This window comes from Devosia sp. (genome assembly GCF_040509215.1).
GTDB lineage: Bacteria > Pseudomonadota > Alphaproteobacteria > Rhizobiales > Devosiaceae > Devosia.
Genome location: NZ_JBEVLL010000177.1, coordinates 1 through 25496, shown reverse-complemented (window position 1 = coordinate 25496; position 25496 = coordinate 1). Strand labels below are relative to the sequence as shown.

Sequence of the window (25496 nt, the reverse complement as noted above, 5' to 3'; positions counted from 1 at the left end):
CCATCTCGCCTCCGCATAGACCACCGGGACAAGCCGGTGGTGACGACGGTGTGGCGGAACAAAGGCCCAAAAACAAAAAGACCCCCGGCCGGGCATGGCCGAGGGCTTCGCCGCCCATAAAGGGCGGCAGCGGCTCGCGTTGGGAGTTTACGCGAGCCGGATTTTTGCGCCTTAGCGCTTTGCCTTCTGGATCAGGTTGGCCATGATGCGGAAGGCACCCGGGGTCAGCTTGTCGAGCTGGTGATGCAGCACGAGGCTGGTATGGGTGTGCCGACCTTCGCCGATCTCCGCCGAAAGCAGCGAACCCGTCAGCGGTTCTTCGCCGGCATCGGCCATGGCGAGCAGCGGCACATAGGCCTCGTCCCATTCCGAAGCGAAGTAGAGCCCGCGCTCCTTGTCCCAATTGTCCCAGTCTTCCTGGGTAATCGCATTGGGATAGGTGAGGAGCGGGTGATCGGGTTCGAGCACATCCACCGCCGACTTGGCATCGGTCACGCGATAGCGGATCGAGGGCGACCCGATCTGGAGGAAGGCCAGCGGCACGGTTGCCGGGTCCCAGCCATCCGACGGACGGTGGTAGAGCGTCACGAGATGCCCGCCCTTCTTGACCCATTCATGCACGCCCGGCAGCGCCGCCACGAGATCCTGTCGGCGACCGAAGGAGAAGATACCCACGACCAGCGTATCGAGATCGCGATAGGCGCCGGCTTCCATATCGGCCGGGCTCAGCTCCTTGAGGTCAACGCCGAGGCGCTTGAGCCAGATGGCGACATTGTCATTGCCACCACCGATATAGCCGATCTTGCCCTCGGGAATGACCGCACCAACCGACTGCACCGGCACCGCCACCTCAGTCGGCACCACCGATCGCCCGATATGGGGATAGGTGAAGACGTTGATGGCATAGGCCTCTTTGCCCAACAGCGTCGGAGCGATGGTAATCCGCTCGGTCCCCAGCTCGGCCGGCGGCGTCAGTTCGAACGATCCTGCTTCAAGGCCCGTGTCACCCTTCGCCGCCATCAACCAGCCCTCGGGCAGTTTGAAGTCGAGATCGGCCGTCGTACCGCCCGAAACCACTGCAGTGAAGGCAACCGGCGAAATCTCGCTTTCGGTGTTGAACACCACTGCATCCGGCTTCAGTTCCAGCGAAGCTTCCGGCAAAACCCGCAGCGCGTCTTCGAGGTCCACGTCGAGCACGGCCTTGTGGCCGGCAATCGTCGCCGTCAGGCGCACAAAGGCATCGCCATTGCCGCCCAGCGGGTCGAACTGCTCGGTCAGCGGATTGGTCAATGCCGCATCTGCCGCCACGCTTACCTTGACCCCATCCTCGGCCGTTTCGCCGGTAATGCCATTGCGGGCAATTACCTCGACCGAATCCACGGTGATCGTGTCCGGCGCATCGACCATTGCCTTGACGATGATGTCCTGGCCCGGATGCAGATCGGAACCGTCGGTATAAGCGCGCACCTGCATGCCCGCCGCCGTCGCCAGCGCCAGATCAACTTCCCTGATCTTGCGATCGAGGCGATGTGCCACCTGGTCTTCCAACTCGGTCGGTAGCGTCGAGCGGGCTTCCGCCACGGCCTTGCCGATCTCAACCAGACGCTTCACCACCTCGACCGGATCTCCATAGTCGGCCAGTGCTTCATCGATCAGCCCCTGCGCATTGCGCAGCGCATCGGCCGAAGCCACGGGCATGCCGTCGAGTTCGGCAATGTGGCCAACCGTGGCAATCAGCCCATCGCGAATGTCGCTCTCTTCCCTGCCGGCTTCGCCGTCTGCGGCCCAGGAGAGGTTGATCGGCCATTCGGTCTGCGGTTTTGGTTGCCAACGACCCATGCCCTGCGTCAGGTGGCAGGAACGCGACCATTCGCCCATCTGCGGGAAAGTGGCGCCGGAAATCGGATCGCGCTCGGGTGCTCGCACCACCAGCGTCGTCGGCGGGGGTGGGGTTTCGTCGTCATAGACGCCACCACCACCGCCCCATGCCGGCTGGTAAATCTTGGGCACAGTCCAGGTCTTCAAACCGGCCGCGATCTGGTCAGGAAACTCCTCGGCATTGCCCGAGATGCCGGCCACGATAAACGTCGCCACATTCGCCGCACGATGGTGACCGTGCTGCCCGCCCACGTCGAGGAAGCAGTTCATGATCACGTCGGGCTTGTACTGGCGCACGGCCCAGGTCATGCGCTCGATCACGCGGTCGCGGCCCCAGCGATCGATCGTCTGGTTGGGGTCTTTGGAGAACCCGAAGTCGTGCATATTGTCGTGATGGCCCTGGCTACCAAAGGCCAGCGACGCGTCGAGCGAGCGCGAGGCTTCAGTGATTTCGCGCGTCCGCAGCACGCCCAGCACCGAACCGCGCTCCGGCCCGATGGCATTCTGACCGCCTTCGCCGCGCGTGATGCAGTAGAGCACCGGCCGAATACCATAGACATGGCGGAGTGCCGCCAGCATGCCGCTCGGCTCGTCGTCAGGATGCGCGCCCGTGGTCATAAAGGTGACCGTCGAGGTCAGGCGTTCGAGCTGGCGATAGAGTTTTACGATTGCCGGTTCACCCTTCTGCGCCGCAATCAGCTCCAGATCGGAGGCGGGAGCCGCCCAGGCGGGAATCTGCGTGGCGGCCAGCAGCGGCGGCACCGACGCAATGAAAGTTCGACGGGTCAAACGTGGCATAAACTAGGGTCCTCTCCTTACACTGCCCCTCGTCGCCGACCCCTCCGGTCGGCCGATATGACAGCTTCAAGACAGGACTATGTGAGCCCGATTAACTTAACTCAAGTGTGTTAATCGAGATTTTTAGAACGAATTTTTGATCAAGCTGCGTGCTTTAGCATGCACTCGCACAAGGGGCTGTTCTCCCCAGGCGCCGTACATGGCAGCCTTCAGCCTCTTCGCACAGCCGACGTCATCGAATCTAAAATTGACCAGCATGAAAGAACAAAGTACCATCATGTGAAGATTGGATGGCAATTTGTTCCCCAAATGACAAATCATTTAGAACACAAGGATTCCTGGACCAGCCGAGCCATTCGCAAGCTCGACGCCGACGCCCAGCGCTCTGCCGATTCCCATCTTATCCCCGTGGCACTGCCCGGCTTTCCCGCCGTGGACTTTTACTTCAAGGACGAGTCCTGCCACCCCACGGGTAGCCTGAAGCATCGCCTGGCGCGCTCGCTCATTCTTTATGGCCTCTGCAACGGCGTCATCGGCCCCGATACGGCATTGGTTGAGGCCTCCTCCGGCTCCACCGCCGTCAGCGAGGCCTACTACGCCCGCCTTCTCGGCCTCAAATTCTACGCCGTCCTGCCGCGCACGACCTCCTGCACCAAGATCGAAGCCATCGAGCAATATGGCGGCCAGTGCGTCTTCGTCGACGAACCCTCGGCCATTTATGACGAGGCCAAAAACCTCGCAGCTCGTGAAGGCGGTCACTATCTCGACCAGTTCACCTTTGCCGAGCGCGCCACCGACTGGCGCGGCAACAACAATATCGCCGAGTCGATCTTCCGCCAGATGGCCATGGAGCGCCATCCCATCCCCCGCTGGGTGGTGATGAGCCCCGGCACCGGCGGCACCTCGGCCACCATCGGCCGCTACATTCTCTACAAGAGTTTTCAAACCGAGCTCTGCGTACCCGACCCGGAGTTTTCCGCTTTCTACGAAGGCTGGACCCAGACGGATACGGCCTGCCGCTGCAAGCGCGGCAGCCGCATCGAAGGCATCGGCCGCCCCCGCATGGAAGCCTCCTTCGTGCCCAACGTCGTCGACGCGATGCTCAAAGTCCCCGACTCCGCTTCGATCGCCGCGACCCGCGTCCTCTCCAAGCGCCTCAGCCGCCGCGTCGGCGGCTCGACGGGCACCAATTTCATCGGCCTTCTCTGGGCCGCGTCAGAAATGGCGCGAAACAACGAAGCCGGCTCCATTGTCACCCTCATCTGCGACAGCGGCGAACGCTACGCCCAGACTTATTTTTCAGATGAATGGCTGAGCCAACAAGGCATCGACATCGCCGAAGACATGGCCCGCATCGAGAATGTCATCGCATCAGGCGTCTTCGATCCAGACCTGCTGATCGCCGGACAGCGCCGAGAGCGCGTCTAAGCACCCAATTCCCCATCTGTCGTCACCACCGGGCTTGTCCCGGTGGTCCATGCCTCCGCAGGATGCGACCCCAAAAATGGATTGCCCGGACAAGCCGGGCAATGACGAAGCACTTCGATGTTGGGCGCGCCTGAAACTCAGGCCCGCGCCACCCGCGAAAACTTCACCGGCACCTCCGGATGATCGCTCTCCGCCGCAGCCTTTGCAAAAATCCGCCGCACCGTATCCTCCCCCTCAGTCACCTGACCAAAGGCGGCAAAACCCTGCCCATCCGCATTGCGCTTGCCGCCAAAATCCAGTTCCGGCTGATCACCGATGCAGATGAAAAACTCCGAAGCCGCCGAGCCCGGCGCAAAGCGCGCCATCGAGACGGTCATATTCCTATGCTTGATCCCGGTCTTGTCATTGGTCTCGTGCGCAATCGGGGCAAAAGGCGTCGGCTTCTCATCCGAAACCCCATAACCCCACTGCACCACCTCGATCTTGATCGGCTTCTGCGGCTCATTGGTGTCGGTCACGATGCGATAGGCCGTCGCGTCGTTAAGATAGCCGCCATCGACATAGGCGAGGAAATTCGCAGCCGTGACAGGCGCGTTCTTTTCGTCGACGGTGATGGTGAAATTGCCGAGTTCGGTTTCGAGAATGACAGGGATGGTCACGATAAAAGTCCAGACATGAAAGAGAGCTCCCGCCGGACGACCCAGCGGGAGCGGTTCAATTATTCTGCGATCTGAGCGTCGCGGAAATAAGGCACGTTGAGCGGCGAACGCCAGAAACCGGTCACTTCCGGGCTCATCATCATGTAGTTGTAGCGGTGATACTGCGGCAGGATGACGTGATCGTTCATCAGGATCGCTTCGGCCTTGCGCATCTCATCGCGCGACACGGTCTCGTCGCTCGCAGCCTTGGCCGCTTCGATGGCCGCGTCATAGTCGGCATTCGACCAGTTGGCGAGATTGTTGGCGCTGCCGGTGACAAAGTTGTCAAGGAAGGTCATCGGGTGCGGATAGTCGGCGCCCCAGCCCATCTGCGCGATCTGGTACTCGACCTTCTGCACTTCGGGATAGAAAACCTGCCATTCGGTGGCCTGGATCTCGACGTCGATATTGAGATTTTCCTTCCACATCTGCTGGATGGCTTCGAGCAGCTTTTCGATCGGCGGGGAGGAGTAGGTCACATAGATGGTGGAGGGGAAACCTTCGCCATTTGGGTAGCCGGCCTCGGCCAGTTCCGCCTGCGCGCCTTCGACATCGGCCGTTTCCGAGAGACCAAAGGTATCGCGACCCTCGGTGAAATCTTCGCCGGCAAGGCTCATGCCCGGCGGCACGAGGCCGAGAGCCGGCGTGTCGGCCGATTGCAGCACGAATTCGATGATTTCCGAACGATCGATCGCCATGGAAAGCGCCTTGCGCACATGGAGATTGTCGAGCGGCGCCTGGTGCGGATTGAAGAAACCATAGGTCGTGCCCAGAGCCGGCACGATCATGAAGCCAGGGGACTCGACCGAAAGACGCGGAATTTCCGGCGCCGGGACGGCTTCGATACCGTCCACGTCGCCCGCTTCAAACGCGGCCAGCGCCGTCGCGGGATCGGGGATCAGGCGGAAGGTCAGCTTGTCGAGGCTGACAGCGTCAGCGTCATAATAGTTCGGGTTCTTTTCGAAGACGACCGACTCGCCCTGGTTGAACGCCGTCACGCGGAACGGGCCGGTGCCGATAAAGGTCGCGGGGTTACGCGTCCAGCCTTCGGGATCAGCCGAAACCACATCCTCACGCACGGGATAGAAGGTCGGGTAGTTAAGGAGCTGCAGCATATAGGGCACGCGCTGCTTGAGCGTGAACGTCAACGTCTTGTCGTCAGTCGCCGAGACGGCAATCGCTGCAGCATCCCCACCGCCAAAAGCCTCTTCGGCGCCGACGATGTGATAGAGCATCTGCGAGTTCATCGCGCCGGTCGCCGGATCAAGCATCCGCTTCCAGGCATAGACGAAGTCCGACGCCTTGACCGGCTCGCCATCCGACCATTTCGCATCGCGCAGGTGGAACGTGTAGGTCAGGCCGTCCTCGGAGATGTCCCAGCTTTCGGCCAGCGCCGGCACGACTTCGCCCTCGGGGCTCAGGCGCACGAGGCCTTCAAATGTGTTGCCGATGATCGGGGAAGCAAAGGTCTCGGCCGTGGTGCCGGGATCGTACTTGGCGCTTTCATTGTTGACCACATAGGTCAATTCGCCGGCGGCAAAGGCCGAACCGGCCGAAGCCAGCAGCGCCGCGGTTATGAGCGGCAGAACCAGTCTCTTCATTGCACTCTCTCCTGTAGCGGGGCCCTTACCCCGTTTGCTTGTTGCGCCAGTTGCCCGGCGAAGTGACAGGCGGCCAGATGCCCCCCACCAATATCGGTCAGTTGCGGCTCGACCCTTGCGCAAAGCTCGGTGGCGAGCGGACAGCGCGTGCGGAAGCGGCAACCAGATGGAATGTCGATCGGGCTCGGAATTTCCCCCTGCATCGGCTCCACTGCCCGCGCCGCTTCCGGGTCCGGCACCGGAATGGCCGAGAGCAAGGCGCGGGTATAGGGATGCGAAGGCCGATGATAGAGATCGGCACTGCTCGCCAGCTCGACGATTTTCCCCAGATACATCACCCCGATCCGGTCCGAGATATGCCGGACCATGGAAAGGTCATGGGTGATGAAAAGATAGGTCAGCCCGAGATCAGCCTGCAGGTCCTCAAGCATGTTGACGACCTGCGCCTGCACCGAAACGTCGAGCGCCGAAATCGGCTCGTCGCAGATGACGAGATCGGGCTCCAGAGCAATCGCCCGCGCAATGCCGATACGCTGCCGCTGCCCACCCGAAAATTCATGCGCAAAGCGCTGCGCGGAATCGCTCGGCAAACCCACGCGATCAAGGAGGTTCGCCACTTTCTTGCGCCGCTCCGCTGCCGTCCCCACCCCGGCAATTTCCAGCGGCTCGGCAATCAGGTCGCCGACGCTCATCCGCGGGTTGAGCGAGGCATAGGGATCCTGAAAAATCATCTGCACCCGCCGCCGGAAACTGCCCAGCAGCCCCTCGGGCGCTTTTCCAACTTCCTGGCCGTCAAAGACGATACTGCCCGAAGTCGGTTCATGCAGGCGAATGACCGTCCGCGCCAGCGTCGACTTTCCGCATCCGGATTCACCCACCAGCCCCAGCGTCTCGCCCTTCATCAGGTCGAGATCGACCCCATCCACCGCCCGCAGGATAGGCTTCGGCGCAAACGGCGCAGCCGGCAGTCGGAAATGCTTGTGAAGATCGCGCAGTTGCAGAAGAGGCTGGGTCATGCCGCCACCTCGTGTACCGCGTCCACCTTCGGCGCCTCAGGATGCTGCAACCAGCACCGCGATTGGTGAGACCCACCAAAAAGCGGTGGCAGTGCCGCCATGCATTGGCTCATCGCGTGCGGACAGCGCGGCGCAAAAGGACATCCCGGCGGCGGTGCCAGCATATTCGGCGGACTCCCCGGAATAGGCGTAAGCCGCCGATGCGTATCATCCCGCAAGTCCGGCACCGCACCCAAGAGCCCCACCGTGTAGGGATGCGCCGGCCGGGCGAAGAGATCGCGCACCGGCGCCGTCTCCATGATCAGCCCGCCATAAAGCACCAGCACCCGATCGGTCACCTCGGCAATGACGCCAAGGTCATGCGTGATCAGGATGACGGACATGCCGAGCCGCCGCTGCAAATCCTTCAGCAGTGCCAGAATCTGCCGCTGAATGGTCACATCCAGCGCCGTCGTCGGCTCATCGGCAATCAGCAATTTCGGATCGCAGGCCAGCGCCATGGCAATCATCACGCGCTGCCGCATGCCGCCCGAAAATTCATGCGGATAGGAATCGAGGCGTTTTGCTGCCGAGGGAATCCGCACCAGCTCGAACAGCTCCACCGCCCGTGCCCGCGCTTCCGCCGCGCTCGCCTTGCGATGCCGCCTTACGGCCTCCATCACCTGCTCGCCCACGGTCAGCGTGGGGTTGAGCGAGGTCATCGGGTCCTGAAAAATCACGCCGATCCGATTGCCCCGCAGGTCCGACAAAGCTTCTTCATCGAGCGAGAGAATATCGGTCCCCTCAAAGGTCGCCGAGCCCGCCTTGATCGTTCCGCCGGCTTTCAACAGCCGCAACACCGACATGCAGGTGATCGATTTCCCCGAGCCGCTCTCGCCCACGAGCCCGAGCATTTCGCCCTCATGCACGTCAAAACTGACGCCGCGCACCGCCTGCACTTCGCCCCGCCGCGTAAAGAACGACGTCGTCAGGTCCCGAACCGAAAGAATTGGCTGGTTCATCGCCCAACCCTCGGATCAAGCGCGTCGCGCAGCCCATCGCCCAGGAAGTTGAAGGCAAACATGGTCAGCGAAATCGCCGCCGCTGGGAAGAAAAGCTGATGCGGATAGGCACGCAAAGTCTCGACCGCCTCCGAGGTCAACGAGCCCCAGCTCGCCAGCGGCGGGGTCACGCCGAGCCCGATAAAACTCATAAAGCTCTCGATGAAGATGGCCGAGGGGATCAGCATGGTGAGGGTGACAATGATCGGCCCGATCGAATTGGGCAGCAGGTGCCGCGTCAGGATGCGCGCGGGCGACGCCCCCATGGTCCGCGCCGCCGCCACATAATCCTGGCTCTTGAGACTCAGGATCTGCCCGCGCACGATCCGCGCCATATCCACCCAGAACACCGAACCGATGGCGACGATGATGGAGAGGAGCCCGGAGTCGAAAACCACCATCAGCAGCACGACATAGAGCGTGAGCGGAATCGTCGAAATGATTTCGACAAAGCGCATCATCACCGCATCGACCTTCCCGCCCATATAGCCGGCAATGCCGCCATAAAAGACGCCGATGAAGAAGTTCACCAGCGTCGCCACAAAGGCCACGGTCAGCGAAATCTGCGCGCCATAGAGCTGGCGCACCAGGATATCGCGACCCAATTGATCGGTGCCGAAAAGATAAGTCCGGTTCCAGCTCCAGCCGCTCGACCTTACCTCGCTGCCATCTTCGAGCAGCAGCCGCACCGGCAGTTTGGAATAGTCGAGCGTCAGCGTCTGGTCGCCGAATTCATAAGGCTGACTCTTCTTGATCATGTCCTTGCGGCCACCACGCAGGAGCCCGAGCATGTTTCCCTCGGCATCAACCTCATAGAGGTTGAAATTCGACGCATTGAGGAAAAACCGCGTCGTCTCCCCGGCACCATCCGTCACCGCATAGGTCTCGAAGAAGGGCGGAATATTCGCCAGCTTCAGGTCCTGCTTGAAATAGGTGTGCGGCGAGAAATACGGCCCGAAGAACGCCGCGATCACCAAGAGAACAATGAAGACAATGCTGACCACGGCCGGCTTGTTGGCCCATAGCCGCCGCCGCACTTCCTGCCCATAGGTCGGCGCGGGTGGCGGAATGGGCGCTGCCTTCTCCCCTGCGGGCACCTTGGCCCACATTTCCGGCGATATATCGGTCATGCGGCAGCCTTGGTCAGTTTGATGCGCGGATCGAGCCACACATAAAGAAGGTCAACGATCAGGATCATCACCATCAGGATCGCGGCATAGAAAATCGTGATGCCCATGATGGCGGTATAGTCGCGATTGGTGATCGACAGCACGAATTGCCGCCCGATCCCCGGCAGAGCAAAAATCTGCTCGATGACAAAGGACCCGGTGATCAGGTTCGCCACCACCGGCCCCAAAACCGTCACCACCGGCAATAGCGAATTGCGCAGCCCGTGCTTGAAAAGGATCTGCCCTTTGCGCAGCCCCTTGGCCCGCGCCGTCACCATATAATCCTGCTCCAGCGTTTCGAGCAGCGACGAGCGCGTCAGCCGCGACACGAAGGAAATCCAGAACCCCGACAGCGCAAAAACCGGCAGGAAATAGCCTCGCCAGTCATCAAGCCCGAAAGTCGGCACCCAGCCAAGCCGCAGCGCAAAAACGTAAATGGAAACCGTGGCGATCACATAGCTCGGAATGGCCACGCCAAGCGTCGCGATAAACATCACCGTCGTATCCGGCCAGCGATTGCGATTGAGCGCTGCGATTACCCCCAGCGGCACGCCGAGCGCCACAACGCAGATCACCGCCAGGAGCCCCGTCTGCAGCGTCACCGGCAAGCCCGCCGCGATCATCGAATTGATCGACACCCCCGGATACTTGAACGAGGGCCCGAGGTCGAAGGTCAGAATCCGCCCGAGATAATTGAGATACTGCTCCCAGATCGGCAGGTTCAGCCCATATTTGGCATTGAGCGCCGCCGCGATCTCCGGCGCCAGCATGCGTTCGGAAACGAAAGGCCCGCCCGGCACGGCATGCATGAGGAAAAAGGTCAGTGTGACAATCGCCCAAAGGGTGACGAGCATCATGCCCAGGCGATTGAGGATATAGGTAAACATCAGCTACGCCGCCTCAGGAAAGCCGTGCTGAAGATCGACGCGGTTTCGAAACATATGTCTATTGCATCACCAAAATGACGCAATATCAATCCGATAGAGGCGAGATCACAGGGCATATTTGCTAAGCTTGAGCCGAAACGAAGGGCGACCGCGAAGCCGCCCTTCATCCTGAACCTATTTCAGGCTCTCGGCAAAAAAGTCGGCAAAGGTCGTGTCGACAAGCGTCGTCACGTCAGGCTGGTCGCTGTAAAAACCATAGCCATGATCCGCCTCCGGCACCACCACCAGGCTCGCTTCCGGATAAGCCGCAATCACCGCTTCATTGACCGCTGCCGGCACGACAACATCCTTGTCGCCATGCACCACGATCATCGGCCCCTTAAAACTCCCCGCCAGCTCCAGCGGCTTTGACGCGATCATGTCGTCAAACCACTGCCGGCTCAGTTGCTGCACCTGTCCCCATTGGGTCGTGAATTCCGCATAGCCTTTGTCCCCGCCGGATTCGGCATAGAGCCGGTCATACTCGGCCTGCCCACCGAGGAACCCCACCATCATCTCCTGCCCCCAGTCGGCCGAAGGCGCCAGGAGCCCGATGGCCTTATAGGGATTGTCGCTGCCGGCGCCCACGGTCAGCGCAATGCGCCCGCCCATGCTGTAGCCAAAAATCCCGAGCCGATCCTCATCAACCGCATAGTTCTCGAGAATATAGCCAAGGCTCGCATTGGAATCCGAGATCATGTTGCTGAGGTAGCCCTCGGTGAACGGCTCCTTGCTGTCGCCCGATCCGGCAAAATCCATGCGGATGGTCAGAATGCCCTTGTCGGCCAGCGCCTTGGCAATCCGGCCAAAGCCGCCATTCTCCTGCCGCCCGCCGCCATGCCCGTGGTTCATCACCACGGCCGGAAACGGCCCTTCCCCATCGGGCACCACGACCGTCGCCGGCACGGCCCGCGCGCCGTTCTGCACGCTCACCTCATTCACCGTCTCTGCCCTCACAGCGACACTTGCAGCAAAAATCGCGACGCCGGCCACAAGCAGCGACGATCCCAAACGTCTGGCTTTCATAATTTAACCCTCTACCGGTGACCACCAAGAAGGGCGGCCCCCCACGATCGCCCAACCGCGATCATGACGAGTGTATGACGCCCAAAAGCCTTGTCTACACCCCACGCAAATTTGACATGTGCATATGCACGATCTAAATCACCACCCATGGAGTACGCGCTTGACGACTGCCTGATCATGAACACGCGCAAGGCGGCGCGGGCTTTGACCCGTCGCGCCGATCACCAATTGCGCAGCGTCGGCATCACCGCTGCCCAGTTCAATATCCTTGGCACCCTGAGCACCGATTCCGCCGCCTCGATTACCGAAATGGCGAATTTTCTCGCCGTAGACCGCACAACCCTGTCGCGAAACCTCGCCGTACTGGAACGCCGCAAACTGCTCTCAACCGGCCCCGGCGATCTCGCGAGAATGCGCCGCATCACCCTGACCCCCGACGGCCGAAAAGCCTTCGAAGCCGCCCTGCCCATCTGGAAAGGCGCCCAGCAGGAACTACGCGCCCTGCTCGCCGACCCCGACTTCCAAACGACACTCACCGGCCTCCGCCACCTCGCCAAACTCTAGGCCAAGACCCTCAATTCGCCCCAATTGCACATCAGATCGTGCATATACACAGGAGACAAAACCCATGCTGCGCCCCGATCCCCAGGACCCCATCGTCGTTACCGGCATGGGAGTGGTGAGCCCTCTCGGCGTTGGCGTCGAAACCAACTGGCAGCGTCTCCTCGCCGGCCGCAGCGGCGTCGTCCGCAACGACCGCTTCGACACCACCGATTTTGTGTCCCACATCGCCGGGCTCGTCCCGTCCAAGGCCAATGACGAAGCCGGCTTTGATCCCGCCGATCATATCGACGGCAAGGACATCAAGAAGATGGACGTCTTCATCCAATATTCCATCGCCGCCACCGCCGAGGCCCTGAACCAGGCTAATTGGCACCCCGAAAACCCGGCAGACCAGGCTGCCACCGCCACCATCATCGGCTCCGGTGTCGGCGGTTCCCCGGTCATGGCGCGTGCCGTCGAAACCATCAACACCAAGGGCCCGCGCCGCCTCTCGCCCTTCACCGTGCCCTCCTTCCTCGCCAATCTCGCCGCCGGCTGGCTCTCGATCATCCACAGCTTCCGCGGCCCCATCGGCACCCCGGTCACCGCCTGCGCCGCTTCGGCCCAGGCCATCGGCGATGGCATGCGCCTGATCATGACCGGTGAAGCGGAAATCGCCGTCGTCGGCGGCGCCGAAGGCTCGGTCGATCCCATCTCCCTCGGCGGCTTCGGCGCCTCCCGCGCCCTCTCGGCATCCCATGCCGACAATCCCGCCAAGGCCTCGCGCCCGTTCGACAAGGGTCATGACGGCTTCATTCTCTCCGAAGGCGCCGCCACAATCGTCATCGAAAAGCTCAGCCACGCCCGCGCCCGCGGCGCCAAGCCGCTCGCCATTCTCGCCGGCTACGGCACCTCGGCCGATGCCTATCACCTGACCGCTGGTGCGCCCGATGGTGCCGGCGCCCAGGTCGCCATCCGCAATGCCCTCTCCATGGCCGGCCTCGACCAGTCCCAGATCGGCTATGTCAACGCCCACGCCACCTCCACCGCCGTCGGCGACCAGGCCGAAATCGCTGCGCTGGCCGCCGTCTTCACCGGCCGCGGTAAGGACCTCTCGATCTCCTCGACCAAGTCCGCCACTGGCCACCTCCTCGGCGCCGCCGGCGCTCTCGAAGCCGTCTTTTCCATCAAGGCCCTCGAAACCGGCCAGCTCCCGCCCACCATCAATCTCGAAGACCCGATCGAAGAAGCCGCCCCCTTCGACCTCGTCCCCAACCAGCCTCGCGCCAAGAAGCTCGACTACGCCCTCTCCAATTCCTTCGGTTTTGGTGGCGTCAACGCAGCGCTGATCTTCGGCAAGGCCCCGCAGTAAGTTCGCCTTGGCCGGGCCTTGCAGGGCCCGGCCAATTGCAAAATAATCTGGTTGCCGCAGGCACTTGCCTGCGCCACAAATGCCGCACCATGATTTCATGACGCGGTGCCACCCTGCGAAAATCTCTCGAAATTGCCATCGTCGGCGCTGGCCCCGGCGGCCTCAGCACCGCCCTCTTCCTTAAGAGAAGCGGCCATCGGGTGACGATTTTCGAGCGTTTTGAAACGCCCCACCCTGTCGGCTCCGGCCTCATGCTGCAGCCGACCGGCCTCGCCGTTCTCGATGCCCTCGGCCTCAGGAGTGAAATGGCCGGCCTCGGCGCCCGGGTCAGCCGCCTGACCGGCACGGATTCCCGCTCTGGCCGCAAAGTGCTCGATGTCAGCTACCGCCCCCTCGGCCGCAATATCCACGCTATCGGCGTCCACCGCGCCACGCTCTTCGATGTGCTGCACAACGCCGTCCTGCAGCAGGATATCCGCCTCGTCACCGATTTCACCGCCACCGGCCACACGGCAGCCGCAGGCGGCCATTGGCTAGAAAGCGATGGGCGCCGCGAAGGCCCGTTCGACCTCATCGTCGACGCCTCTGGCGCCAGATCACCCCTCAGGGCCTCCGCCCGTTTTGGCGGCGGCCCAAAACCCCTCGAATACGGCGCCATCTGGAGCACTGTCCCCTGGATCGATGGCGGCTTCGACCGCGAGGCCCTGACCCAGCGCTATCGCAAGGCCAGCGTCATGATCGGCGTCCTGCCCATTGGCCGCCGAACCCTCGATGGCCCCGAACTCGCCGCCTTCTTCTGGAGCCTTAAACCCGACGACTATGAAACGGTTCGCGCCCGGGGAATTGCCGCCTGGCATGCCGAGGTCCTGTCGCATTGGCCGGACGCACAGCCCCACCTCGACAACATGTCCAGTTTCGAAGACATGACCCTCGCCCGCTATGCTCACGGCACAATGCGCGTACCGGCCGGCGAGGGCATCGCCTTCATCGGCGACAGCGCCCATTGCACCAGTCCCCAGCTTGGTCAGGGCGCCAATATGGCCCTCCTTGATGCCGCCGCGCTTTCCGCCGCCATCGAGCGCTCCACCTCCATCGAAGATGCACTCGATCTCTATTGCCGCATGCGCCGCTGGCACGTCCGCTTCTACCAGTTCATGTCCATCGCCCTGACCCCGTTCTACCAGTCCGACAGCGCGGTCCTTCCGCTCCTCCGCGACATCGCCATATCGAGCGGCGCCAAGATTCCGCCCATTCCCTGGTTGCTCGCCGGCCTTGTCTCCGGCCAGTTGCTCAATCCCCTGCGCCGCATCGGCCTGCCGCCCGCCCTCTATCCCGAAGAGACGCGGCAATGACCCGCCCCCACGTCCTCATCATCGGCGCCGGCGGCACTTTTGGGTCCCGCCTCGCCCGGCTCCTCGCGCAAGCCGGCCGCTTCCAGCTCTCGCTCGGCGGACGCTCCCCCGGCAAACTTGCAGCGCTCGCAGAGGAGCTGAAAGGCCTCGATCCCGAGGGCAGTCACAGCACGATCCAGATCGACCGCGACACGGCCACCGCGGAAAACCTCAACACCCTCGGCTGCCAGATCGTCGTCGATTGCGCGGGCCCCTTCCAACTTTCCGGCCCCAATCTCATCAGTGCCGCCATAGCGGCCCGCTGCCACTATGTTGACCTCGCCGACTCCCGCCAGTTCATCGCCGGAATAGCCCAGTTCGACGCTGCCGCCCGCGCCAGCGGCATTTCGGTCACCACCGGCGCCAGTTCCACCCCCGCCCTCAGCAATGCCGCCCTCGACAGCCTTGCCGCCGGCTGGCGCAGCCTGGACACGATCGACTGCGCCATCGTCCCCGGCAACCAGACACCCAAGGGCCGCTCCGTCATCGAAGGCATTCTTTCCTGGGTCGGCCAGCCGGTCCGCGTCTATCGCGAAGGCGAATGGCAGACCGGCCATGGCTGGTCTCGCCCGCGCTGGGTCACCATCTCCGGCCTGAAACCCCGCCGCGCCATGCTCGCCGACGTCCCCGATCTCGACACCCTGCCCGCGCGCTGGTCCCCGCGCGTCCGCGCCGCCTTCGACGCGGGCATGGAACTGCCCGTGCTCAATTGGCTCATTGCCCTCTCCGGCCTTGCCGTGCGCTGGCGCTTTGTCCCCTCTGCGCGCCTCTTCACCGGCCTCGGCACGCTCGTGGCCAACGCTCTCGACCGCTTCGGCAGCCAGGATGGCGGCATGCTCATCGAGATCTCGGGCGAAGACGCCAATGGGCAGGCCAGCCACGCGCGCTGGCAACTCAAGGCCACGGCCGGCGACGGCCCCTATGTGCCCGTCGGCCCGGCTGCCGCCATGGTCCAGCGCCTCGCCTTCGGCACCCCGATAGAACCCGGCGCCAGAAGCGCCGCAGGCCTCCTCGGCATCGACGAAATCAGCGCCTGGTACACCAGCCTCTCTATCGAAATCTCATCCGAAACCCTCGTGCCGGAACCCCCGCTCTATCAGCGCGTGCTCGGCGCCGCGTTCTCGTCCCTGCCCGAGACCACAAGGCGTCTCCACCGCGGCATGCCCGCCATCGTCGCCGATGGCGAGGCGCTCGTTCGCCCTGCGTCTTCCCCGCTCAATCGTCTCGTCGCAAAACTGCTCGGCATGCCGACAAAACCCGGCACCGTCCCGGTGCGCGTCGTCATCGAGCAGCGCGATGGCCGCGAATACTGGTCCCGCAATTTCGCCGGCAAAATCATGCGCTCCCAGATGCGCGAATCCGGCGGCCTCATCGCCGAGAGCTTTGGTCTTTTCAGCATCCGCATGCGTCTTGCGGCCGACGCCAGTGGCCTCGACATGCAGCGCGTCGATGGAAGCTTTCTGGGCCTTCCTATCCCCGCTTTCCTGCTGCCGCAGATCAAGGCCGAGGAACGTGTCGACGACCAAGGTCGCCACCTCTTCGATGTCGAAATCGACCTGCCGCTCCTTGGCCGCCTTGTCGCCTATCGCGGCCATCTGTCGGTCTAGCTGCCCCCGGCGTTGCGTCTCCGCCACAGATGAACATCACGTTTATGGGAGCGATTGCTCCCGTTAAGGTTTCATGAGTAATGAATTTACTCCAGATGTGCCCGAATCTCAGGGATTCGCAGGTGTTTCCGGCGTAATAGGAGCGAAGATGCGTAAGCTATTGGTCAGTCTCGTTGCAGTGCTCGCTGCGACCTCCATTGGCCATTCGGCAATAGGTCAGGAAGTGGCCGCTCTGGCCATTCAGCCCGTCGTCATCGCGCCGCCGCAGAACGATCTCGCACGCACCATCAAGACCGGTCTTTCCTCGGCCTATGGCTCTGCCAAGTCTGGCTCCCGCGCCTATGAAGAGGCGCAAAAGCTCTATTTCCTCTATGGCGAACGTCACTTCGAGCCGATCTGGCTCAGCGAAGGCGCCGGCGGTAAGGTCACTTTCTCTCCGTCCGCGCAGCAGATCATCGCGCTCTTTGAAAAGGCCGATACCGAAGGCCTGCGCCCCAGCGATTATCTGACCGCGGACATCGACCTTTCGCGCGCCAATAGCAGCGACCCAATCGCGCTCGCCGGGCTCGAAACCGCCTTTTCCGGCGCCGTGCTGCGCTATGCCAATCACCTCTACAATGGTCGCATTCGCCCCCAGTCGGTCAGCGAAAACCTCGACATCACGCCCAAGCCGCTCGATCAGGCGGCCCTGCTCGAGCGCCTCGCCCAGAGCCAGGACCCCGCCCCGATCCTGGCCGAGCTTGAGCCAAAGCACCCCGAATTCCTGGCCCTCAAGGCCGCTCTCGCCAATTTCGAAACCAGCACCACGGCCCGTCCGGCCCCGATCGGCGATGGCCCCGTGCTGCGCCCCGGCAATTCCGACGCCCGCGTCCACGCCATCCGTGCCCGCCTCGAACTGCCGGCAGGGGCCACCAACCTTTACGACGACACCCTCGTCACCGCCGTCGAAACCTTCCAGGAAAGCCAGGGCCTCGAAGTTGACGGCATTATCGGGTCAGCGACCATTGCGGCCTTCAATGGCGGCAATGCCACGCGCCGCGAAGATATTCTGGCCAATATGGAGCGCTGGCGCTGGATGCCTGCCGATCTCGGCCAGTTCAACGTCTTCGTCAACATCCCCGAATTCCGCCTCTCCATTCAGCGTAATGGCGTCGAGGAATACGGCACCCGTGTCGTCGTCGGCACCACCAAGAACCAGACCCCGATCTTCTCGGACAATATCCGGCATCTGGTGGTGAACCCCTATTGGAACGTCCCGTCCTCGATCATCAAGGGCGAGATCGCCCCGGCCGTGCTGCGCAATCCCGGTTATACCGACAGCCATAATATGGACCTGCTCTATAACGGCACCCCGGTCAGCCCCTGGCAGGTCGATTGGTCGCAGGTCTCCACCTCCTACTTCCCCTTCAAGGTCCGCCAGCGCCCCGGCGCCGGCAATGCCCTTGGCCAGATCAAGTTCCTCTTCCCCAACAAGCACGACGTCTATCTCCACGATACGCCGTCCAAGTCGCTGTTCGCCCGCTCCTTCCGCGCCTTCAGCCACGGCTGCATCCGCGTCGAAAATCCGTTCGAATTTGCCGATGCGCTGATGGCCAATGAAACCAAGATCAGCCGCGCCTCGCTCGAAGCCATGTTCGGCCCCTCCGAGCGCTGGGTGAACCCGGAAACCCAGATCCCGGTGCACCTCGCTTACTTCACGCTGCGCGTCGGCACCGATGGAGCGATCCGCTCCTATGGCGACGTCTATGGGCACAATGAAAAATTGATCGAAGCCATGGGCCTCGCCAATTCTGCCCCGCCGACCATCGTCGCCGAGGTCGAAAACGTCCCCGAAGAGCTTTCGCCCTAACCAATTGTGGCCCCGGCTACGCCAGGCGGTAACAGTCTGTTAGCATTTTCGCCTTGGTTGCGCCCGTTTTTGCCCTTAATAACGAAGGCGTGAGGGGGCCACCTGGTCGGTTCACACCTGGTTAGCGTTAATAAAATCGTGCGATTTTTGCGCTAACGTCGAACGATACTGGCATTGAACCGGGCAGAGTTAGGCGTGACGGGGATTTCCTTTTTGCAGCGTAGTGTTTTCTTGCGTTTTCTCGCAACAACGCTTGTAACTATTTGTATGACCGGCATTTTTGCCGTCCAGCCCGCCGTGGCTGCGACCGAGCGCGCCCTCTATCTCTACTATACGCACACCAAGGAAACCTCGCGCATCGTCTTCAAGCGCAATGGCCAATATGTGCAATCCGGGCTTAACGAGCTCAACCAGTTCCTGCGCGACTGGCGCCGCAACGAACCCACCAAGATGGACCCCCGCCTCTTCGACCTGATTTGGGAGGTTTATCAAGAGGTTGGCGCCTCTCAGCCGGTCAATATCGTCTCGGCCTACCGCTCCCCCAAGACCAACGCCATGCTGGCCGAAAAGTCTTCCGGGGTCGCTGACAATTCCCAGCACATGCGCGGCACCGCCATGGATTTCTTCATCCCCGGCGTGCCCCTGGCAAAATTGCGTGCCGTGGCAATGAGTAAGCAGGTCGGCGGCGTCGGCTATTACCCAACCTCCGGCAGCCCCTTCGTCCATCTCGACGTCGGCTCCGTCCGCGCCTGGCCGCGCATGACCCGCGCGCAATTGAAGGAAATCTTCCCAGACGGCCGCACCATGCACCTGCCCACCGACGGCAAGCCGCTCTCGCAGGAAGGCTACAACATTGCCATGGCCGAGTGGAAACAGTGCCACGCCTATCCCTGCAATGGCGGCGGATCTTCGGGCACCATGGTCGCCGATGCCGGCAACGGCGGTAATGGCAAAACCCTGATGGACGTGCTCTTCGGCGGCAAGCCGGGCAATGCCGCAGCGCCGGTCGCTGCAGCAGCACCGGCTCCCGTTCAGGTCGCAGCCCTCGCGCCGCAGACCGCCACCTCCGAGCTTGCTCCGGTTCCCGCGCCGCGCCCCGCCACCATGATGGTTGCGGCCGCAGAACCTCAGTCTGCCGCCGTGGCGCCCGTCCCTGCCGATCCCGCTTTCATGCCCTTCTCGACCGTCGGCAGCGCCCCGCTCGATGCTGCGGAACTGACACCATCCGTCGTGGCGCCAACCCCGGCGATCAAGTCCGAAACCCTGCGTGTCGCCACGGCTGCGGCCCTGCCGGCCGGCGACGCCGTCACCGCTCTTGCCGCGCTCACCGACGCTCCGGTCCCCATGCCGCCGCTCCACGCCGCCGAGCCCGAAGTCACGCTCACAGCCTATGCGGCAGCACCAACCGGCCTTGGCCGCCCCGTGATCGCCTCGCTGGGCCCGACCGTGACCGGCTCCATTCCGGCCGCACCCGCTTCGCGCTCCGTTCTTGCTTCCGTCGGCACCCCGATGCCAACCGAACTGACGGCACTGCCGCCTTCGGATGCAGAGATGGCAAATCTCTTCTCCGGCACGTTCGACGCCGTCGGAACGGCCCAGCAGTCCGATCTCGTTGCGGCTCTGACCAACCACATCTCGCCCCCCGTCGCTGCCGGCATGCGCAAGCCCGACCTTGTTGCGCCCGATTTCGAGCACGTTGCCGATGTCTTCGCCGCCCCGGCCAGCCTCAGTTCGAACCACTTCGCCGTGATCTTTGATCGCGACGAGGCCGATTTCGACCCGACTCCGGAAATGGGCAGCTATGTCATCGTCATGGGTGCCGGCGAAGACACGACCATGGGCGGAAATCGCCGTTTCGCACCGGCCACCAACTAAAACGCTGACGACGCCGTATCGGCGCCACTTTCTTTGATTTCAAGCGTTTGATCAGACCGGCACTTAACCGTGCCGGTCCTTGCATTGGCACAGTCACGCGCCTAAACACATTTCTGTTGCCGCCGCTTCCCAAGGAGCCCCAGCTTGGCCGAAAAGCCGCACACGCCGTTGCTCGACACGGTCCAATCGCCCGCCGATCTGCGCGCCCTGCCGCGCGAGCAGCTGCGCCAGCTTGCCGACGAACTGCGCACCGAAATGGTCGATGCGGTATCCGTCACTGGCGGCCATCTTGGCGCCGGCCTCGGCGTCGTTGAACTCACGGTGGCTCTGCACGCGGTTTTCGATACCCCGCATGACCGCATCATCTGGGACGTCGGCCACCAGGCCTATCCGCACAAGATCCTCACCGGCCGCCGCGACCGCATGCGCACGCTGCGCCAGAAGGACGGCCTTTCCGGTTTCACCCGCCGCGCCGAGAGCGAATACGACCCCTTCGGCGCCGGCCACTCCTCGACCTCGATATCGGCCGGCCTCGGCATGGCCGTTGCCAGCGAACACCTCGATACCCCGCGCAATGTCGTGGCCGTGATCGGCGATGGCGCCATGTCGGCGGGCATGGCCTATGAGGCCATGAACAATGCCGGCGATATGGACGCGCGCCTCGTCGTCATTCTCAACGACAATGACATGTCGATCGCGCCGCCGACCGGCGCTTTGCGCGCCTATCTCGCTCAACTCGTGTCGAGCCCGGCCTATCGCGGCACGCGCGACGCGGCAAAGTCGGTGGTGAGCAAGCTCCCGCAATTCCTCCACGAACCGGCGCGGAAAACCGAAGAATTCGCCCGCTCGTTCTTTACTGGCGGCACGCTCTTCGAAGAGCTCGGCTTTTATTATGTCGGGCCCATCGATGGGCACAATCTCGACCACCTGCTGCCCGTGCTCGACAATGTGCGCGAAATGGAAAAGGGGCCCGTCCTCGTCCATGTCGTGACCAAGAAGGGCAAGGGCTACGCCCCGGCCGAGAACTCGGCCGACAAGTATCACGGCGTCTCTAAATTCAACGTCGTGACCGGCGCCCAGACCAAGGCCCCCTCGAACGCGCCGTCCTACACCTCGGTGTTCGCTGAAACGCTGATCCAGGAAGCGCAGAACGACAAGCGCGTCGTCGCCGTCACCGCCGCCATGCCCTCGGGCACCGGCCTCGACAAGTTCGCCGAGCTTTTCCCCGATCGCATCTATGACGTCGGCATTGCCGAGCAGCACGCCGTCACCTTTGCGGCCGGCCTTGCCAGCGAAGGCATGCGCCCCTTCTGCGCCATCTATTCGACCTTCCTGCAGCGCGCGTATGACCAGGTGATCCACGACGTGGCCATCCAGGGCCTGCCGGTGCGCTTCGCCATCGACCGTGCCGGCTTTGTCGGCGCCGACGGCCCAACCCATGCCGGCAACTACGACAACGCCTATCTCGGCGCCATTCCCGGCATCGTGCAGATGGCAGCGGCCGATGAGGCCGAACTCCGCCACATGGTCGCAACCGCTGCCGCCTATGACGCCGGCCCCATCAGCTTCCGCTATCCGCGCGGCGATGGCATGGGCGTCGACATGCCCGCCCGCGGCGAAATCTTGCCGATCGGCAAAGGTCGCATCATCCGCCAGGGCAGCACCATTGCGCTGCTCTCCTATGGCACGCGCCTCGGCGAAGTCATGGCCGCCGCCGACAAGCTCGCCGCGCTCGGCCTCAACCCGACCATCGTCGACGCTCGCTTCCTCAAGCCGCTCGACGAAGAGCTGACCGCCCGTCTGGCCCAGACCCACGACGTACTGATCACGACCGAAGAAGGCGGCCTTGGCGGCTTCGGCAGCCACGTCGCGACCTTCCTCGCTTCCAACGGCCTGCTCGACGGCAAGGTGCGCTTCCGCCCACTGATGATCCCGGATCGCTTCGACGAGCATTCGAGCCAGGCCGACATGTACGCCGCCGCCGGCCTTGACCGCGCTGGTATCGTGCAGACGGCGCTCACGGCTCTCGGCTATGACGAAGCCGCCATGAAAGCGGCGCTCGCCCAGGCCTGAACCAAAAACAATCGCGCATAAAAAAATCCCCGCTCGCGCGGGGATTTTTGTTTTGGGGAACTGGCTTCGCGCTACTTCCAGGTAAAAGCCCGCGTCACCGCGTAATTGAACACCGAGCTCATGATCGCGCCCGAAAGGCCGGCCACGAACGTCTGGTGATCCCACTGGTAGATCGCATTGGCCACCGAGATATTGGCAATGCCACCCAGCGCACAGATGGCGCAGAAGCTGAGGAAGCCCGTGACCAGCCGCGTGCCCTTGAGCTTGCGGTCGGCATAGGTCAGGTTGTTGTTGAGAACGAAATTCCAGCCCATGGCGATCAGCGTTGCCGCGATCTGCGACACCACGAAACCCTGGCCGAAGATCGAGGTGAATAGCGCCAGCGTGGCGAGGTGAACGACAACGCCCGTGCCACCCACAAGGCCAAACAGCAGGAAGCTCGGCGGCAGCACGCCAGCCGTCATCTTCGATACCCAGAGACCCAGATACTGGATCACGATCAGCGGGTTCATCTTGCTCTCGCCCGCATGGCGCGGACGGAACGTATAGGGCACTTCAGCGATTTTCAGCGGCTTGCCCATGCGGGCCGATGTCACGATCAGATCGATGAGAATCTTGAACCCGTCGCTCGCGAGCTTTGGCGCAGCCTCGAGAGCAGCCTCGCGGCGCATCAGGAAAAAGCCGCTCATCGGATCGCTCACCGCCTGCCCCGCGATCATGCCGGCGAGCCGATTGGCGAGGTTGCTGCCCGAAAGCCGTGTCTGGCTCAGACCATCACCGGCCGACCCACCTTCTGCAAAGCGCGAACCGACAACCAGATCGGCGCCGTTGACCGCTTCGGCCAGCATCTTGGGGAGAATGGTTTCGTCATGCTGATGGTCCGCGTCGATGACGGCCACATAGGGCGCCGCGGTAACGGCCATGCCTTCGACACAGGCAGAGGCCAGGCCCCGGCGGCCAAAACGCCTGACGCAGCGGATATTGGCATAGACCCGGCTCAACTCGTTGACGACATCGGCCGTGCCATCGGGACTGTTGTCGTCAACGACGATCATTTCCCAGGGTGTATTGCCGAGAGCCAGAGCCACCTTTTCGTAAAGCAACTCGATATTGCCCCGCTCATTATAGGAGGGGACGATCACGGCGAGCTGCGGGGGGCGGAAATTGGTATGAAGTGCGACGCTGGCTTCTTGGATCGGGCCGTTCGACATTTTCTTGAGCACTCTGGCTGCGGGGCATCCCCCTTAAAAGCACGCCGCGCACTTAAAGTTGCGTGGGATAGATTTCATGGCTGGGTTGCGTGCAGCGCAGATGTGGCCCGCCGCGCTTTGTGTCACTTCACCAATTCCCCTCATGGCCGGAGGCGCCGTGTATTCCCCCCATACCGATTTCAAGCAAGATAGGCCCACCGCGCTCATCCTGCTTTTGCCGCTCATCTTCGTCTTGAGCGGCACGCTGATCCGCTTCCTCGCCTTCCGCTATGCCCAGCCCGATACCGAATGGACGCAATATTTCAGCGCGCTCTGCCGCTGGGATTGCACCTGGTACGTCCGCATGGCCGAGACCGGCTACGACACCTTTCCGGTGCCCTCGCGCGTCTCCGCCGGCAATTGGGCATTCTTTCCATTCTATCCGATCCTCGTGGGACTGATCGGCAAGATCATCCCCCTCCCCACCATCGTGCTGGCAAGCCTCCTCTCCATCGTCACGGCCTATGCCGCCGTCGTCGTCGCCTGGCCATTGCTGGGCAAAAACATCCGGGCCTACACGCTCTACGCCGCCTTCATGCTGTCGGGCCCGGTCTCGTTCTATTTCACCACCTTCTTTACCGAGGTGATGTTCGTCCTCCTGACGACGCTGGTCTTCCGCTTCCTCGGGCGCTCCGACTATCTTGGTGCCGCCGCGGCCGCCGCCCTCCTCTCGGCGACGCGCATCGTCGGGGTCTTCGCCTCGCTCTCCATCGGCATCAAGGCCCTGATGGACTATCGGCAGGACAAGGGAACCTGGCGCGGCATTGTCGGCGGGCTTCTCGGCCAGCCCAAACTCGTCCTTGCCATCTTCATCTCGCCGCTCGGCTTTTTCACCTACATGGCCTTCCTCAATTACTGGATCGGCGATGGCCTCGCCTTCAGCCACACCCAGCGCGCCTGGGGCCGGCAGATCGCCAATCCCCTGACCTATCTCTGGGAAGGCCTCGTCAACTGGTCCAACGGCGGCGCGCTCCTCAGCAATTCCCAGATCCTGGCACTCGCCGCGGTCACCGGCCTCATCATCACCGGCGTCCTCGCCTGGCGCCGACAATGGCCCGCCGTGGTCTTCTGCCTCTTCTGCATCATCATTCCGCTGGCGGCCGGCCTTGCCTCCATGCTGCGCTTCATGGCCGGCATGGCCCCGATCACCATCACGGCCGCGACGATCCTGGGCAAAAACCGCGTGGTCTTCGCCATCAGCCTCATTGGTCTCATCATCGGCGCCTGGTTCGTCACCCTCGCCTGGCTCGGAGGCAATGTTGCGCTTGTCTGATCGATCACCCCTGGCGCTCGGCGCCTATGCGCTCGCAGCGATCCTCGCTCTCTTCGAGCTCGCCATTCTCTGGCAGGGCCTCCACCCCAATGTCTCGGACGACTATCGGGCCTATTACATCGACCGCACCACCACCTGCCTGCCGCAGCCGGTGACGGGAAAATATGTGCTGGGCACCGAACTCAATTTCCGCTCGGAAGGCGATGAAACCCGCGAACTCCGCCCCTGCGGCTGGACTGGCCCGGCGGGCGATGGCACCCATTCCGTCGGCCAATTGTCTCGCCTGCGCTTTGCCACCAGCGAAACCCGCCCGCTGACACTGATGCTGGAATTGACCGGCGTAACCCTGCCCGGCCCAGCCCAGCAGCGTGTCATCGTCTCCGCCAATGATCAGGAAATCGGGGAAATTGCCGTAACGCCGGACAAGACCGAGCGGTTCACCATTTCGATCCCCGCAAGTGCTCTGGATGGCGATGGCTTTGTCGATATCAAACTCGACTACCCCGACGCCATCTCGCCGGGCAAGCGGGTCTCGAACACCTATTGGCGCTCGGTCAAACTCACCGCCTTGTCGCTCAGCCCGGCAGTACCGGGCTGAGCTGCATTAGATATCAGTGGTCGGAGCCACCTTCGATCATGCCGAGCGCCGACATGTAGAGCTCGAGTATGGCTTCCTGCTCCAT

At 62.7% G+C, this 25496-nt stretch carries 19 protein-coding genes; 10 read left to right on the top strand and 9 right to left on the bottom strand.

Annotated elements, in window-relative coordinates; translation table 11 throughout:
- Positions 1 to 171 precede the first annotated feature (171 nt).
- Positions 172 to 2676, bottom strand: coding sequence for a PIG-L family deacetylase (locus tag ABW043_RS09840; RefSeq protein WP_353921033.1), 2505 nt, complete (start codon positions 2674 to 2676; stop codon positions 172 to 174).
- Positions 2677 to 2985: 309 nt separating this feature from the next.
- Between ABW043_RS09840 and ABW043_RS09835 the strand changes: the two genes are divergently transcribed.
- A complete protein-coding gene (locus ABW043_RS09835) occupies positions 2986 to 4104 on the top strand; it encodes a PLP-dependent cysteine synthase family protein (protein WP_353921032.1) in 1119 nt (372 codons plus the stop codon).
- Between the two features lie 137 nt (positions 4105 to 4241).
- On the opposite strand, the gene ABW043_RS09830 is transcribed toward ABW043_RS09835, so the two are convergent.
- The 7 genes from ABW043_RS09830 to ABW043_RS09800 all read right to left on the bottom strand — a co-directional run bounded on the left by ABW043_RS09830 (position 4242) and on the right by ABW043_RS09800 (position 11580).
- Positions 4242 to 4763, bottom strand: a complete 522-nt coding sequence (locus tag ABW043_RS09830; RefSeq protein ID WP_353921031.1) for a peptidylprolyl isomerase — start codon at positions 4761 to 4763, stop codon at positions 4242 to 4244.
- 59 nt (positions 4764 to 4822) lie between these two features.
- Positions 4823 to 6403: a peptide ABC transporter substrate-binding protein gene (locus ABW043_RS09825; protein ID WP_353921030.1), complete on the bottom strand. Its 1581-nt coding sequence runs from the start codon at positions 6401 to 6403 to the stop codon at positions 4823 to 4825.
- Entirely contained in the window at positions 6400 to 7419 is a 1020-nt protein-coding gene (locus tag ABW043_RS09820; RefSeq protein WP_353921029.1) for an ABC transporter ATP-binding protein, read from the bottom strand. The genes ABW043_RS09825 and ABW043_RS09820 overlap by 4 nt, the downstream gene beginning before the upstream one ends.
- A complete protein-coding gene (locus tag ABW043_RS09815) occupies positions 7416 to 8420 on the bottom strand; it encodes an ABC transporter ATP-binding protein (RefSeq protein ID WP_353921028.1) in 1005 nt (334 codons plus the stop codon). The genes ABW043_RS09820 and ABW043_RS09815 overlap by 4 nt, the downstream gene beginning before the upstream one ends.
- On the bottom strand, positions 8417 to 9589 hold the full coding sequence (locus ABW043_RS09810; RefSeq protein WP_353921027.1) for an ABC transporter permease: 1173 nt from the start codon (positions 9587 to 9589) through the stop codon (positions 8417 to 8419). The genes ABW043_RS09815 and ABW043_RS09810 overlap by 4 nt, the downstream gene beginning before the upstream one ends.
- Positions 9586 to 10515: an ABC transporter permease gene (locus tag ABW043_RS09805; protein ID WP_035086923.1), complete on the bottom strand. Its 930-nt coding sequence runs from the start codon at positions 10513 to 10515 to the stop codon at positions 9586 to 9588. Before ABW043_RS09805 ends, ABW043_RS09810 begins: the two co-directional genes overlap by 4 nt.
- 174 nt (positions 10516 to 10689) lie before the next feature.
- Complete coding sequence (locus ABW043_RS09800) at positions 10690 to 11580, bottom strand: alpha/beta hydrolase family protein (RefSeq protein WP_353921026.1); 891 nt, start codon at positions 11578 to 11580, stop codon at positions 10690 to 10692.
- Positions 11581 to 11757: 177 nt separating this feature from the next.
- Between ABW043_RS09800 and ABW043_RS09795 the strand changes: the two genes are divergently transcribed.
- The 7 genes from ABW043_RS09795 (at position 11758) to dxs (ending at position 22290) form a co-directional block, all read left to right on the top strand.
- Positions 11758 to 12144 (top strand): MarR family winged helix-turn-helix transcriptional regulator, encoded by a 387-nt coding sequence (locus tag ABW043_RS09795; protein WP_353921025.1) that lies wholly within the window; start codon positions 11758 to 11760, stop codon positions 12142 to 12144.
- 64 nt (positions 12145 to 12208) lie between these two features.
- Positions 12209 to 13495, top strand: coding sequence for a beta-ketoacyl-ACP synthase II (gene fabF, locus ABW043_RS09790; RefSeq protein ID WP_353921024.1), 1287 nt, complete (start codon positions 12209 to 12211; stop codon positions 13493 to 13495).
- 113 nt (positions 13496 to 13608) lie between these two features.
- Entirely contained in the window at positions 13609 to 14847 is a 1239-nt protein-coding gene (locus tag ABW043_RS09785) for an FAD-dependent oxidoreductase (RefSeq protein ID WP_353921049.1), read from the top strand.
- Complete coding sequence (locus ABW043_RS09780) at positions 14844 to 16493, top strand: saccharopine dehydrogenase family protein (RefSeq protein WP_353921023.1); 1650 nt, start codon at positions 14844 to 14846, stop codon at positions 16491 to 16493. The genes ABW043_RS09785 and ABW043_RS09780 overlap by 4 nt, the downstream gene beginning before the upstream one ends.
- Before the next feature lie 148 nt (positions 16494 to 16641).
- The gene (locus ABW043_RS09775; RefSeq protein ID WP_353921022.1) at positions 16642 to 18342 is read left to right on the top strand and encodes a L,D-transpeptidase family protein; all 1701 of its coding nucleotides are present in this window, start codon (positions 16642 to 16644) and stop codon (positions 18340 to 18342) included.
- A gap of 195 nt (positions 18343 to 18537) precedes the next feature.
- On the top strand, positions 18538 to 20217 hold the full coding sequence (gene mepK, locus ABW043_RS09770) for a peptidoglycan L,D-endopeptidase MepK (RefSeq protein ID WP_502908634.1): 1680 nt from the start codon (positions 18538 to 18540) through the stop codon (positions 20215 to 20217).
- 144 nt (positions 20218 to 20361) lie between these two features.
- The gene (gene dxs, locus ABW043_RS09765; protein WP_353921020.1) at positions 20362 to 22290 is read left to right on the top strand and encodes a 1-deoxy-D-xylulose-5-phosphate synthase; all 1929 of its coding nucleotides are present in this window, start codon (positions 20362 to 20364) and stop codon (positions 22288 to 22290) included.
- A gap of 71 nt (positions 22291 to 22361) precedes the next feature.
- On the opposite strand, the gene ABW043_RS09760 is transcribed toward dxs, so the two are convergent.
- The gene (locus tag ABW043_RS09760; protein WP_353921019.1) at positions 22362 to 23501 is read right to left on the bottom strand and encodes a glycosyltransferase family 2 protein; all 1140 of its coding nucleotides are present in this window, start codon (positions 23499 to 23501) and stop codon (positions 22362 to 22364) included.
- Positions 23502 to 23658: 157 nt separating this feature from the next.
- Here ABW043_RS09760 and ABW043_RS09755 point away from each other — a divergent pair, with 157 nt between their 5' ends.
- Positions 23659 to 24813: a hypothetical protein gene (locus tag ABW043_RS09755; protein ID WP_353921018.1), complete on the top strand. Its 1155-nt coding sequence runs from the start codon at positions 23659 to 23661 to the stop codon at positions 24811 to 24813.
- The gene (locus tag ABW043_RS09750) at positions 24800 to 25411 is read left to right on the top strand and encodes a hypothetical protein (protein WP_353921017.1); all 612 of its coding nucleotides are present in this window, start codon (positions 24800 to 24802) and stop codon (positions 25409 to 25411) included. Before ABW043_RS09755 ends, ABW043_RS09750 begins: the two co-directional genes overlap by 14 nt.
- The last annotated feature ends 85 nt before the right edge of the window (positions 25412 to 25496 follow it).